A 13,183-nucleotide genomic window follows, 5' to 3' on the forward strand; every position below is an offset into this window, starting at 1 on the left:
GGGGCGGGCGGCGGCGCGCGGCCCGGCACGGGCGGAGGCGTGAACGTCGGGCCGAAGGCGAGCGGCGTCGCCGCCGGGTGACCCTGCGCCGCCGGGCGCGCCGGGGCCGCTCGCGACGGCGCGCCGGCGCCGAGCGCCGCAGCCGCGTCCGGATCGCCCGGGGCGAGCTCCTGGACCTTGCGCCAGGCGGCGCGGGCCTCTCCCGCATGGCCGCGCTCCTCGTGGACGCGCGCGAGCTCCTTGTAGACCGAGATCGTCTTCGAGGTCTGACCGAGATCGCGAAACGCCTGGGCGAGGAGCTGCAGCGTCTCGACGTCCTTCGCGTCCACCTTGAAGCAGAGCTGGAGCTTGGCGAGGGCGCGCTTCGTGTCGCCCTTGCCGAGGTAGACGTGCGCGAGCTCGCGGATGAGCGCGTGATCGTCCGGCGTGAGCACCGCGATCCGCTCGGCGACCTTGAGGTACTCGTCGGCGCGGCCGTTCCGCTTCAGGTAGGCGGCGGCGCGGCGGAAGCACTCCAGGGCCGCCGCCGGCTGGCCCGCGCGCGCCTGCATCTCGCCGAGCTTGATCGACGAGGCGATGTTGTCCGGGTCGAGCTCCACCATGCGGCGGAGGACGTCGGTGAGCCGGGCGAGGTCGCCCGCCTTCTCGTGGGCGGCCGCGACGGTCTGGAGCTGGCCCATCGCGTCGCTCATGAGCCCGAGCTGCTGGTAGAGCGCGGCGAGCCGCTCGTTGGCCCGGACGTCGTCCGGGTCGAGCTTCACGATCTGCTTGTAGACGGCGACCGACTTGAGGAAGAAGCCCTGCTCGGCGTAGGTCTCGGCGACCTTCTGGAACGCGGCGGCGGCGGCCTTGTCGTCGCCCTTCTTCTGGTGGAGCTCGCCGACCTTGAGGAGGATGCGGACGTCCTTCGCGTCCTCCGCGAGGATCTTCTCGTAGCTCTTGATCGCCTTGTCGTACGCCCCCTTCTGAACGAGCTTCGTCGCCTCGGCGATGATCTTGTTCTTGTCGACAGCCATCGGGCCGAGGGATCTCGCTGCGCTGGGGGGGCCCCGGGCATGTGCGCACGGGCGCACCGGCGCCAGCGGAAGGGCCCAGGGGCGGCGTCGAGCGTAATGGAAGGTCCGGGGGCGGTCAAGGAGCCACCCCCGCGAACCTACATAGGAATTCGGGTGTTGGAGCGGCCGCGGAGGCGCCCTGCGCGGGCGCGCTCCGGAGCCGTGAGCCTACCCCGCCGCCGAGGTCTTCGGCGCCTCGACGGGCGCGGGCGGGTTCAGGATCTGATCGACGATGCGGGTGTCGTACTGACCGCCCGCGAAGCCGGCGTGCGCGAGGACGCGCTTGTGAAAGGGGATGTTCGTCTTGATCCCCTCGATCACGTACTCGTGCAGCGCCCGCGCCGCCCGCTGCAGGGCGATCTCGCGCGTCGCGCCGGTGATGACGAGCTTGGCGACGAGCGAGTCGTAGTAGGGCTGCACCTTGTACTGCTCGTACGCCATGGTGTCGACGCGCACGCCGTAGCCGCCGGGCTGGTGATAGCCCGTGATCTTGCCGGGCGAGGGCGCGAAGGTGACCGGGTCCTCGGCGTTCACGCGGAACTCGATCGCGTGGGCGTGCGGCACGACCGACTCCTGGGTGCGCTCGAGCGGCTCGCCCGCGGCGAGGCGGATCTGCTCGCGCAGGAGGTCGAGCCCGTAGACCTGCTCCGTCACCGGGTGCTCGACCTGGATGCGCGTGTTCATCTCCATGAAGTAGTAGCGGCCCTTCTCGTCCATGAGGAACTCGATGGTCCCCACGTTGTTGTAGCCGATGCGCCGCATGGCCGAGAGCGCCACCTCGCCCATCTCGCGGCGGAGCGCGGGCGTGACGGCGGGCGACGGCGCCTCCTCGATCATCTTCTGGTGCCGCCGCTGGACCGAGCACTCGCGCTCGCCGAGGTGGATCACGTGGCCGTGCTCGTCGGCGACGATCTGGAGCTCGATGTGGCGCGGCTCCTCGACGTAGCGCTCGAGGTACATCGAGCCGTCGCCGAACGCGGCCAGCGCCTCGTTGCTCGCGGTGTCGAAGAGCTGGCGGATCTGGCCGCGGTCGCGGCAGATCTTCATGCCGCGCCCGCCGCCGCCGGCGGCCGCCTTGAGGATGACCGGGTAGCCGACCTCCTCGGCGATCCGCTCGGCCTCCTCGGAGTCCTTGAGCTTCCCGCGCGCGCCGGGCAGGAGCGGGAGCCCGGCCTGCTCGGCCGCCTCGCGCGCCGCCACCTTGTTGCCCATCAGCCGGATCATCTCCGGCCGCGGGCCGATGAACTTGAGGTTCATCCCGGTGACCATCTCCGCGAACTCGGCGTTCTCGGAGAGGAAGCCGTACCCGGGGTGAATGGCGTCGGCGCCGGTGACGTCGGCGGCCGACAGGAGCGCCCGGACGTTGAGGTAGCTGTCCCGGGACTGCGGCGGCCCGATGCAGATGGCCTCGTCGGCGAAGCGGACGTGGAGCGACTCGGCGTCGGCGGTCGAGTGGACCGCGACGGTGGCGACGCCGAGCTCGCGGCAGGCGCGGATCACCCGGAGGGCGATCTCGCCCCGGTTCGCGACGAGGACCTTCTTGAACATTCGGTGTGCTCCCGCGGGGGACTACCCCGGGACGATACGGAAGAGCTGCTCGCCGAACTCCACCGGCGTGGCGTTCTGGACGAGGATCTCGGCGACGGTGCCGTCGATCTCGGCCTCGATCTCGTTCATGAGCTTCATCGCCTCGACGATGCAGAGCGTCTGGCCCTTCTTGACCTTCTGCCCCACGTCGACGAACGGCGGCGAGTCCGGCGACGGCGCGCGGTAGAACGTGCCGACGAACGGCGAGCTCACGATCGTGCCGGGCTTGTCGCTCTTCACCTCCGCCTTGGCCGCAGGCGCGGGGGCGGCGGCAGGCGCCGGCACGGGCGCCGCCACGGGCGCGGCGTGGACGGCCGGCGCGGCGTGGAGCGCGACCGGCGCGGACGCGGCGAGCGCGCCGCGGCGGATGACGACCTTCTCCGGCCCCCGCTGCCAGGCGATGTGCGTGACGTCGCTCTTCTCGACGAGCTGCACGAGCTTCTTCACGTCCTCCATGGAGAAGCCCTGCCCCGCGCCGTTCTCCGGGGTGCGCGCGGGCTCCTGCGAGGGCTGCTGCTTCAGCGGGCGGGTCGCCATCGAGTGGATCTCCTTCGGTTCGGGACGGTGGGGCGGCTAGCCGGCGACGCGGGTCAGGTACTCGCCGGTGCGGGTGTCGATGCGGAGGAGCTCGCCCTCGTTGATGAAGAGCGGCACGTTCACGACGTAGCCGGTCTCGAGGGTCGCGGGCTTCGTGGCGCCGGACACCGTGTCGCCGCGGATGCCCGGATCGCACTTCACCACCTTGAGGTCCATCGCGTTCGGCAGCGTGACGCCGATCGCCTTCCCGTTGAAGAACAGGATGTGCGTGGTGGTGTTGTCCTTGATGAAGTTCTTCGCCTCGCCCATCTGCTCCTCGGTGAGGAACGTCTGGTCGTAGGTCTTGTTGTCCATGAAGTTGAAGTGGTCGCCCTCCCGATAGAGGTACTGCATCTCCTTCTCCTCGATGTCGGGCTTGCCCACCACGTCACCGGACTTGAACGTCTTCTCGATCGTCCGCCCGGTGATGAGGTTCTTGATGCGCGTCCGCACGAACGCCGAGCCCTTCCCCGGCTTCACGTGCTGGAACTCGATGATCTCCCAGGGCTCGCGATCGATCTCGATCTTGAGGCCGCGGCGGAACGCCGAGGTGTCGAGCGTGTCGGCCATTGCTGTGTCGCTCCTTCGAAAGTCCGATGTGAAAGATGATCCGCCCCGCTGCGCTCCGGCAGCGGGGGCTGCCTGTTCCGACGGTCGGCCGCCCGTCCGCTAGAGCTCTTCCTCGAGCTTCGGCGCGGTCACGCGGAGCAGGTAGCGCGCCTTCCCGAGGTTCCCGCCGGGCGTGAGCGCCACGACCATGAAGTACTCCGGGGAGACCTGGCGGGCCACGGCGACGAGCCGGTCCGTCGAGATCGCCACCTCCGCGACGCCGCCCGCCTCGTGCGCCTCGGCCGCCTCCCGCGCGCTGCGGAGGACGCCCGAGTACTCGACGAGCAGCGACCGCACGTCAGCGACGTCGCCCAGACCGGTGAGGTGCGTGTCGACCTCGATGCCGTCCATGCCCATGAGCGAGCACGCGACGGCTCCGTCGACGCTCCGGCAGACCTGCTCGAGATGGGCGCGGAAGCTCATGTGCGAAGGCTCCGCCGGCCAAAAACCTCCGTCATTACGAGCACGGACACGCGGAGCGGGCTCGTACTTAGCCCGCCCGCGCGCTCAACGTCAAGCGTTCGGCCGGAACGCGGCGCGTCAAGGCGTGGTGGTGGTGGTGGTCGGCGCCGCGCACGCGACGCCGAGCGGCACCTGCCCCACGGTGCCGCCGCAGGTGCCGACCACCGTCTCGCCCGTCGGGCACTGCGGCGGGCCGACGGGCCCCACGATGATCGGGGTCTCGTACGCGGCGGTCTCGAAGGTCGACTGGTCCGCGAACCGCCCCTTGAGCTTCAGCTTCGCGACGAGCTGACCGGCCACGAGCGGCGGCTGGAGCAAGAGCCCGACGACGGTGCTGCCGTCCGCCGGGATCATCGCCTGGGTGTGTCCCGCCGAGGTCCCGCTCGCGGCGCCGTCGTACTCGACCTCGTACTCCGTCACGTAGGCGTCGTTCGTGTTGAGCCGGCCAGCGGACAGGTCCGTGTTGTCCGGCAGCTGGTTGTTGACCTGCATGTACACGGAGAGCGTCGCCGTGAGGCTCGGGTCGATGCGCAGCGGCCCCATGTGCACCATCGTGCAGGTCGACTCGAAGACGCAGTCGGCGCCGGAGGCGTCGGGCGGGGCGCAGATGGCGAACGGCTGGATCGACGCGGCGTTGTCGGCGCAGGCGAGCGCGAGCGACGCGAGGGCGAGGGCCGCGAGTCTCGTCTTCATGGCAGCTCCTAGTTCCCCGCGGCGACCGCGGTCGACCGGTTCAGGATGCGGGGGGTGATGAAGATGAGGAGCTCGGTGTGATCGTCCTGCTCGCTCGTGTTGCGGAAGAAGTAACCGAGCAGCGGGAGCTTCCCGAGGAAGGGGACCTCGCTCGTGCGGTTCGCGGTCTGGCGGGTGTAGATGCCGCCGATGACGGTGGTCTCGCCGTCCTTCACGAGCACCTCCGTCTCCGCCTCGCGCTTCGAGATCGACGGCTGCCCGTTCGCGCCGGTGAGCTGGGGGTTCGGCTGGTTGTTGGTCGCCTTGATCTTGAGGAGGATCGAGCCGTCCGCGGAGACGTGCGGGGTCACCTTCAGCTCGAGCTTCGCCTCGATGAAGGTGGTGTTCACGCCCGAGGCCGACACCTGCGAGAACGGGATCGAGATGCCCTGCCCGATCGTCGCCTCCTTGTTGTCGATGGTGGCGATCTTCGGCGCGGAGATGGTCTTCACGACGCCGTTGTTCTCGAGGGCGGAGAGCCGCAGGTTCAGGTTGAAGGCGCCGCCCGCGGAGCCGAACACGAAGCCGAGCGCGCCGCCCTGGCCGTCGCCCACCGGCGCGGGGAGCGACACCGCGTAGTTCGGGTTCGCCGCGGTCCCGAAGCTGTTGCCCGGGCCGGCGCCACCCGCGGCGGCGACGTTGTTCGGGAACGAGAGCCCCGTCGGGTTGCCGGTCACCTGCGTGAAGGAGGCGTTGCCGCCCCACTGCACGCCGAGCGCCTTGTTGAAGTTGGACGAAGCCTCGACGATGCGGCTCTCGATGAGCACCTGCGGGATCTCGGTGTCGAGGTTCCGCACGAGCCCCTCGGCGCGCACGAGCGCCTCCGGGACGTCCTTCACGATGAGGACGTTGGTGCGCTCGTCGGTGGAGACCGAGCCGCGCTCGGTGAGCACGTCCTTCACGCGGCCGGAGACGTCGCCGGCGCGCGCGAAGTTGATCGGGATGATCCGGACCTTGAGCGGCATGAGCGGGATGCGGGCCTTCTCGGCCTCGACGCGCGCGAGCTGCTCCTTCGCGATGTCCTCGAACCTCGCGATGCGGATGACGTTGCCGAGCTCCTCCTTGCCGAGCCCCTTCGACTTGAGGACGAGGTCGAGCGCCTGGTCCCAGGGCACGTTGCGGAGGGCGACCGTCACCTTCCCGGTCACGTCGTCGGCGACGACGATGTTCTTCTTGGAGACGTCGGCGATGAGGCGCAGCAGGTTGCGGATGTCGATGTCGTGGAAGTCGAGGGTGATGCGGCGGCCGGTGTAGCCGCGCGACTGCGGCGCTCCGGAGAGCGCGTAAGCGGGGGCCTCGGCCGCGAAGCCCGCCGCCTGCGCCTCGCTGGCGCGCACCTCCGGGACCGGCGCGGGCCCTGCCGCGGACGACTCCTTGTCCGTGGAGGCGAACGTCCAGGCGAGGCCGCCCTTCGTCTCCACGATCTCGTCCTTCGCCGCGCCGCGCAGCGTGGCGACGACCTTCACCTGGCCGGTGGACGGCTGGTTGAAGGAGGAGACCATGAGGACCGGCCCCTGGAACGCGCTCGTGTCGAGCGAGCGCTCGAGCTTCTTCGGGATCTCCGCGTCCTCGAGCGACAGCACGATGGTGCGCGGGTCGGGGCGGGAGAGCGTGTAGCGCGCCTTCCCGCCGATCTCGATGCGGGCGGCCTTGCCCTGCTGGCCGAAGCGGACGTCGGAGATTCGGGCGCGGGTGGCCGGGGCCTTCTTCGCAGTGGCGGGCGAGGTCGGGGTCGGGGTCGGGGTCGCGGTCGCCGCGGCCACCTGCGCCTGAGTCGGGGCCGGCGCCGCCTTCGCGGCGTGGGCCTCGGCCCCCGCGACGATCGCGACGCCGCCAGCGACGCGCTTCACCTCGTACTGCGGGAGCCCTCCGGCGGCGTCGAGCACCGCCCGGATCTTGCCGTCGTCCTTCCCGAAGCGGACCTGCGTGAACGCGCCCGAGAGCTTCACGGCGCCCTTCGGCGCGCGCGTCACGCCGTGCAGGTCCAGCACGAGGCGCGCGGGGTCGCGCAGCTCGAGGATCTCGATCCGGCCCAGCTCGCCGTCGGTGGCGAGCACGAGGCCGTCCTTGCCCGGGCGCACGGCGCGGAGCGTGCGGGCCGAGCCCGCGCCGCCCTCGTCCACGCGGCGGGAGACGACGTGATCGTCGGATGAAGGGGTCGGGCTCTGGGCCGCAGTCCGGGTCGTCGTCGCGGCCGTTGCCGCGGCCGCAGTCGAGGTCGACGCCGGGATCGGGATCGCAGCGGCAGTGGCCGCGGTGGCAGGCTTCGCGCCCTCCGCGAGCACCCGCACCACCACCGCGTCGCCGCGGGGCGTGACCTCGTACGGACGGGCGGCGTCGAGCGCGACGATGACGCGCCCGACCGCGTTCCGGTCGTCCTGGTACTGCGCGGTCGTGATCTCCGCGACGCCGCCCTTGTTCACGGCGACGGGCGAGGCGAGCTTCGAGACGTCGGCGCCGGCGAGGTCCACCACCAGCCGCGGTGGATCCTGGAGCTTGAAGACCGTGTAGGACGGCGGGCGCGTCCCCTGGATCGCGACCTCGATCGCGCCGTCGCGCTCCGCGACGTCGAGCGCGTGGATCGCGTTCGGCTCCGCGGCGAGCGCTGGAACCGCGAGGGCGCCCGAGAGAACCACGGCGAGGCGCAGGTGGTGGACGTTCATGGGTGCTACTCCTCGAGGTTCATCGCCGCCTCGCGCGGGAGGCGGATGACGGTCTGGGTCCGGTCACGGGTCCCATCGGCGCGGATCGCCCACTCGGTGACGACCACCTCGCCCGAGCGGACGGCGGCGACGGTGCCCCCGTTCTTCCCGATGCACACGCCGCGGCGGAGCGTGTAGCCGACGCCGTTCGGCGCCTGCACCATGGCCACGGGGTTCTCGAGCCCGGTCACGACGGCGACGAGCTTCAGCTGCTCGATCTCGAACTTGCCGAGGGGGGTGGCGCAGCGGGTGGCGAGCTCACCGCCCTGCTTGGAGAGCTCCGTGAGGTAGCTGCGGAACGGATCGCGCTTGCCGACCGACGAGTACGACCACTCGGGCGCCTTCACCGGCGCCTTGGAGGTAGCGGCGGCGGGCGCCGCCGGCTGGGGAGCCGCGGCAGCGGTGGCGCCCGGCGCGGGCGGCGGCCGCTGGGCCGGCTTCGGGGAGCTCCCGCAGGCCACCGCCAGGCCGAGCAGCACGAGGAGCGCGAGACGCGGGCTCATCACTTCGCTCCTCCGGCGCCGGCGCCAGGCGCTTGCGTCTCGACGAACATGAACGCCGTCGCGAGGAACCTGGCGCTCAGGACGACCTTGCCGTTCACGTCCTTCGGGGCGTCGAGCGAGATGTCGTTCACGTTCACGATCCGGCGCATCCGCCCGAGCGCGTCGAAGAACGTCGCGATCTCGTGGAAGTTGCCGGTGACCGTCATGGGGATGGGCAGGCGGGCGTAGAAGCGATCGCGGACGGGCGCCTGCGGCTCGATCGTGCCGATCTCCAGCCCCGACTTCCGCGCGCGGTCCTGGAACAGGAGCAGGAGCTCGTCGACCTTCTTCTCCTCGGGGAGCTCCGCGAGCGCCTCGCGGAGCTGCTGCTCGAGGAGCTCCTTCTCGCGGCGGAACTGGTTCAGGTTGTTCGCGATGGCGGTCTTCTCGGTGAACTCACGGTCGAGCTGCGCCTGCTCGCGCCCGGCGCGCACGATCCGCTCGTTCAGCTCCGAGATGGACGGACCGAAGGTCATGGAGAGCACGAAGTAGTTGAGGACGGTGAGCAGGGAGACGACGAGGCCGACCACCGCTACCTTGGTGCGGACGGGCTCCTTCGCGATTCGCTCGATGAGCTGGTCCATGGCGCCTCTAGCCCCCCTGACGCGCGCCGGCGGCCGGCGCCGGACGGACGGCGTACGCGACGTTGGCGGTCATCATGAAGTCCACGACCCGGAACCCGTTCTCCACCTTCGACGCCGTCTTCTTGAGCTCGATCTCGCGGAACTGCGTCGAGCCCTTGAGCGCCGCCATGAGCTCCGAGACGTCGTCGATCGTCGCGGCCGTGCCCTCCAGCGTCACCGCCCCGCCCTTCTCCTCCAGCCTCCACAGCCAGAGCCGCTTCGGCGTGAGCGTGGCGAGCTCGTCGAGCATCTTCACCGGGCCGGTGCGGGCGGTCTTGAGCTGGGCGAGGACGTCCAGCTTCTCCCGGAGCTCCGCCTGCTGCGCCTTTATGTCCTTCACCTCGCCGATGATGCGGTCGAGCTGCGCGATCTCGCCGCGCGTGCGGGCGATGGCGGCCTTCTTCGCGGCGAGCTCGCTCGCGCGCGAGGCCGCCCAGAGATAGTTGAGGACGACGCCCAGCACGAGCACGAGCGCGAACAGGAGGAGCTGCTGCTTGCCCGCCTCCTTCTTCTTCGAGACGCGGGCGGGGAGGAGGTTGATGCGGACCATGGCTACTTGTCCCCCGCGCTGCGCAGGGCGAGCCCGACCCCGACCGCCGCCGACGGCGCCGCGGCGAGGAGCACGCCCGCGTCGAACTTCCGGTTGTCGACGTCCACGTTCTTGAACGGGTTCAGGAGCTCGACGTGCACGCCGGCCCGCGCCTCGAGCACCTTCTGGAGCGCCGGGATCCGGGCGGTGCCGCCCGAGACGAAGACCCGCCCGATGCGCGCGTCACCCGAGGTGGAGGCGAAGAAGTCGAGCGAGCGCTGGATCTCACCGCCCATCTGCTCGGCGACGGCCTGGATCACCCGCTCGACCTCCTGCGGGACCACGGCGTCGGTCTCACCCTGCCCGCCGACCTTGAGGGCCTCGGCCTCGTCGTAGGAGATGTTGAGCTGCTTCTGGATCTCCTCGGTGAAGGCGTTCCCGCCCATGGTGATGTCGCGGGTGAAGGTCGTCGCGCCGCCGGAGAGGATGTTGATGTTGGAGACGGCCGCGCCGACGTTGATGAGGACCACCGTCTGGCCGTCGAGGTCGTAGTTCGCCTCGAACGCGTTCTGCACCGCGAACGCGTCCACGTCGACGACGGTGGCCGTGAGCCCGGCCTCCGCGCAGACCGACGTGTAGTCGTTGATCATGTCCTTCTTCGCGGCGACCAGCAGGACGTCCATCTGCCCGGCGGCGTTCGCCTCGGGCGAGAGGATCTGGGTGTCGATGTTCACGTCCTTCACGTCGAAGGGGATGTACTGCTCCGCCTCCCACTGGATGGACTCGTCGAGCTCCTCCTGCGTCATCCGCGGCATCGAGATCTTCTTGATGATCACGGAGTGGCCACCGATGCCGATGGCGACCTCCTTCGTCTTCACCTTGTGCTGCGCGACGAGCTCCTGGATCGCCGAGACGATCGCGCCCGAGTTCATGAGCGCGCCGTCCACGATCGCCTCGGGCGGCAGCGGCGCGGTCCCGAACGCCTGCAGCGCGTACCCGCCCTTCTTCTCCTTGAGCTGGACGAGCTTGACGCCGGACGAGCCGATGTCGAGGCCGACGGCGAGCTTCCTCTTCGCCATGGCGGTTCCCTTCAGGCGACGGCCGGGCGGCGCCCGGCGTCCAGTTGACGGTAGGTCACGCGCGCCCTCCGCGGCCGCGTGCGAAGACCTTGAAGCGATCGGAGGGCGTGAGGCCCAGGGCGAAGATGATCTTGCGCTGCGTGTCCATGCGGCAGTCGAGGCCGCTCTCGATGCGGGCGACCGTCAGCGGCGACACCCCGGCCTTGCGCGCGAGCTCCGCCTTCGTGAGGAGCTGCTCCTCGCGCAGCCGCCGGACGTTGTTCACGGCGCGCCGGTGCGCGTCGTTCCGCTGTCTGGACGGTCGGGCAGGCATGCGAGCGCACGCTAAGCCAAGGCCGATGAAGGGATCAAGAAAGCGACCTGTGCGCGAGTCGGCAGGTGTGGGGAAAGGATGCGTCGTCGAGATCGAGTGATATCTAATTGATAGTTTTCACTCTGGGTCGGTGGAGAGAGCTTGACGGGTGGAGGGAATGGAGGGCCGCGCCCAGCGCGCGGGGGACCTCGAGCTCGACCCCGCCCGCGAGCCAGCGCGAGCGAGGCTACCCGAGCCCGTAGTCCTTGATCTTGTAAAGCAGCGCCCGGTACGAGAGCTCGAGCAGCTCGGCCGCGCGGGTCCGGTTCCCGCCGGTCCGCTCGAGCGCGGCGCGGATGAGCTGCTCCTCCACGGCGCGGATGGCCCGCTTCACGGAGAGGGAGTCGTCCGGGAGCGCGGCCGGCCGCGTCGAGCCGGGCGGCCCGCGGACCGCGTCCGGCAGGTCCTCCTCGCCGATGATCGCGCCCTCGGCGAGCACCACCGCGCGCTCGACCACGTGCTCGAGCTCGCGGACGTTGCCGGGCCAGCGGTGGGACCGCAGCGCCGCCTCGGCCTCCGGGGAGAAGGTCATCCCCACGAGCTCCGGCCGGAGCGGCGCGTAGCGCGCGAGGAAGTGCGCCGCGAGGGCCGGGACGTCCTCGGGGCGCTCCCGGAGCGGCGGCAGCCGGACGCCGACGACGTTGAGGCGCCAGTAGAGATCCTCGCGGAAGCGGCCCTCCGCGACGGCGCGAGCGAGGTCGCGCGCGGTCGCCGCGACAACCCGGACGTCCACCTTGCGCGCCCGCGTGTCGCCGACCGGGCGGACCTCCTCCTCCTGCAGGAAGCGGAGGAGCTTCACCTGGAGGTGCAGCGGCAGCTCGCCGATCTCGTCGAGGAAGAGCGTGCCGCCGTCGGCCTCTGCCGCGAGCCCCTTCTTGTTGCGGGTCGCGTCGGTGAACGCGCCACGCACGTGCCCGAACAGCTCCGACTCGAGGAGCTCGCCGGGGATGGCCCCGCAGTTCACGGCGACGAACGGCAAGGCCGCGCGCGGCGAGCGCTCGTGCAGCGCCCGCGCCACGAGCTCCTTGCCCGTGCCGGACTCGCCCTCGAGCAGCACCGTCGTCTTCTGCGGCGCCACCTTCGCGACCTGGCGCAGCACGCCCTGCATCGCCTCGGACGCGCCGACGATCGCCTCCGGGCGGTACTCCGCCGCGAGCTCCGTCCGCAGCCGGCGGTTCTCGCGCGCGAGCCGCTCGCGCTCCTCCGCCTTCCCGAGGACGAGCAGCACCTCGTCCGGCTTGAAGGGCTTCGAGAGGAAGTCGTACGCGCCGGCCTTCATCGCCTCGAGCGCCGCGTCGTGCGAGCCGTACGCGGACATGACGATGACGGTCAGCTCCGGCTCGCGTCGCTGGATCTCGCGGAGCAGCGCCAGCCCGTCCATGCCGGGCATCCGCACGTCGGTGAGGACGAGGTCGTACTCGCGGAGCTCGAGCTCGCGCAGCGCGTCGGCGGCGGTGGCGACGGCGCGCGCCTCCCGGCCGTGATCCGTCAGGATCACGGAGAGGAGGTGGCGCATGGAGGGCTCGTCGTCGACGACGAGGATGCTGCGGAACGTCACGGCGGGCACTCTAGCACGCGCCTCCGCTCCGCCCCGCGCCGCGCCCCGTCAGCCGGCGGCGCCGTCCCGCGGCGCGCGCCGCAGGCGGAGGACCACGCGCGCGCCGCCGCCCGGCGCGTTCCCGGCGCGGATCTCGCCCCTGAGCGCCTCGACGATGCCGCGGCAGATGGCGAGGCCGAGCCCGGTCCCCTCCCCCGCCGGCTTCGTCGTGAAGAAGGGCTCGAAGACGCGCGCCAGATCCGCCGCGGCGAACCCGGGGCCGCCGTCCTCGACGGCGAGCTCGACGGCCGGGCCGTCCTCGCGCGCGCTCACAAGCACCGCGCCCGCGCCCCCCGTCGCGTCGCCGGCGTTGAGGAGCAGGTTCAGGAGCACCTGCGCGAGCCGCTGCTCGTCCGCGAGCACGGCGGGGAGGTCCTCCGGGATCGCCTCGGTCACGTCCACGGCGCGGAAGCGCGCCTGCGCCCGCGCGAGCCGGAGCGCGGCGTCGAGCGGGCCGCGCACGTTCACGGGCCGCACCTCCGGCGCGCTCGGCCGCGCGAGGTCCAGGAGGTCCCGGACGATCCGGTCGATCCGCGCCGTCTCCGAGGCGATCCGCTCGGCGAACTCCGCCGCCTGCGCGAGCGCCGCGGGACGGCCGTCCCGGAGCCGTGCGCGCGCGAGCTCCGCGTACCCGGAGATCGCGCCGAGGGGGTTGCCGACCTCGTGGGCGATGCCGGAGGCGAGCTGGCCGGCCGTCGCGAGCCGCTCGGCGCGCACGAGCGACTCCCGCGCGTCGAC

At 71.3% G+C, this 13,183-nt stretch carries 14 protein-coding genes; all 14 read right to left on the reverse strand.

The genetic code is table 11. The features are described 5' to 3' along the window. Nucleotides 1–1,016: lipopolysaccharide assembly protein LapB (locus MNZ39_RS20510; protein WP_242340955.1), on the reverse strand; the 1,016-nt coding region annotated here is incomplete at its 3' end. Between the two features lie 207 nt (nt 1,017–1,223). After that, nucleotides 1,224–2,603, reverse strand: coding sequence for an acetyl-CoA carboxylase biotin carboxylase subunit (gene accC / locus MNZ39_RS20515; protein WP_242340956.1), 1,380 nt, complete (start codon nt 2,601–2,603; stop codon nt 1,224–1,226). A 21-nt stretch (nt 2,604–2,624) separates the two neighbouring features. Continuing rightward, nucleotides 2,625–3,179 (reverse strand): acetyl-CoA carboxylase biotin carboxyl carrier protein, encoded by a 555-nt coding sequence (gene accB / locus MNZ39_RS20520; protein ID WP_242340957.1) that lies wholly within the window; start codon nt 3,177–3,179, stop codon nt 2,625–2,627. Nucleotides 3,180–3,215: 36 nt separating this feature from the next. Beyond that, nucleotides 3,216–3,788, reverse strand: coding sequence for an elongation factor P (gene efp / locus MNZ39_RS20525; protein WP_242340959.1), 573 nt, complete (start codon nt 3,786–3,788; stop codon nt 3,216–3,218). A gap of 99 nt (nt 3,789–3,887) precedes the next feature. Beyond that, nucleotides 3,888–4,250, reverse strand: a complete 363-nt coding sequence (locus MNZ39_RS20530; protein WP_242340961.1) for a hypothetical protein — start codon at nt 4,248–4,250, stop codon at nt 3,888–3,890. A gap of 117 nt (nt 4,251–4,367) precedes the next feature. Next, nucleotides 4,368–4,982, reverse strand: coding sequence for a hypothetical protein (locus MNZ39_RS20535; protein WP_242340963.1), 615 nt, complete (start codon nt 4,980–4,982; stop codon nt 4,368–4,370). A gap of 8 nt (nt 4,983–4,990) precedes the next feature. Further along, nucleotides 4,991–7,684, reverse strand: coding sequence for a type IV pilus secretin PilQ (pilQ, locus tag MNZ39_RS20540; RefSeq protein WP_242340964.1), 2,694 nt, complete (start codon nt 7,682–7,684; stop codon nt 4,991–4,993). A gap of 5 nt (nt 7,685–7,689) precedes the next feature. Beyond that, entirely contained in the window at nt 7,690–8,226 is a 537-nt protein-coding gene (locus tag MNZ39_RS20545) for a pilus assembly protein PilP (protein ID WP_242340966.1), read from the reverse strand. Next, the gene (locus tag MNZ39_RS20550) at nt 8,226–8,849 is read right to left on the reverse strand and encodes a type 4a pilus biogenesis protein PilO (RefSeq protein WP_242340967.1); all 624 of its coding nucleotides are present in this window, start codon (nt 8,847–8,849) and stop codon (nt 8,226–8,228) included. The genes MNZ39_RS20545 and MNZ39_RS20550 overlap by 1 nt, the downstream gene beginning before the upstream one ends. A gap of 7 nt (nt 8,850–8,856) precedes the next feature. After that, on the reverse strand, nt 8,857–9,438 hold the full coding sequence (locus MNZ39_RS20555) for a PilN domain-containing protein (RefSeq protein ID WP_242340968.1): 582 nt from the start codon (nt 9,436–9,438) through the stop codon (nt 8,857–8,859). Between the two features lie 2 nt (nt 9,439–9,440). After that, complete coding sequence (gene pilM / locus MNZ39_RS20560) at nt 9,441–10,496, reverse strand: type IV pilus assembly protein PilM (RefSeq protein WP_242340969.1); 1,056 nt, start codon at nt 10,494–10,496, stop codon at nt 9,441–9,443. A 55-nt stretch (nt 10,497–10,551) separates the two neighbouring features. After that, a complete protein-coding gene (locus MNZ39_RS20565; RefSeq protein ID WP_242340970.1) occupies nt 10,552–10,809 on the reverse strand; it encodes a helix-turn-helix transcriptional regulator in 258 nt (85 codons plus the stop codon). A 226-nt stretch (nt 10,810–11,035) separates the two neighbouring features. After that, nucleotides 11,036–12,406, reverse strand: coding sequence for a sigma-54 dependent transcriptional regulator (locus MNZ39_RS20570; protein ID WP_242340972.1), 1,371 nt, complete (start codon nt 12,404–12,406; stop codon nt 11,036–11,038). Between the two features lie 48 nt (nt 12,407–12,454). After that, a partial coding sequence (locus tag MNZ39_RS20575; protein ID WP_242340973.1) for a sensor histidine kinase occupies nt 12,455–13,183 on the reverse strand: 729 nt, incomplete at its 5' end.

It is taken from the genome of Anaeromyxobacter sp. SG66 (genome assembly GCF_022690805.1).
GTDB classification, from domain to species: domain Bacteria; phylum Myxococcota; class Myxococcia; order Myxococcales; family Anaeromyxobacteraceae; genus Anaeromyxobacter; species Anaeromyxobacter soli.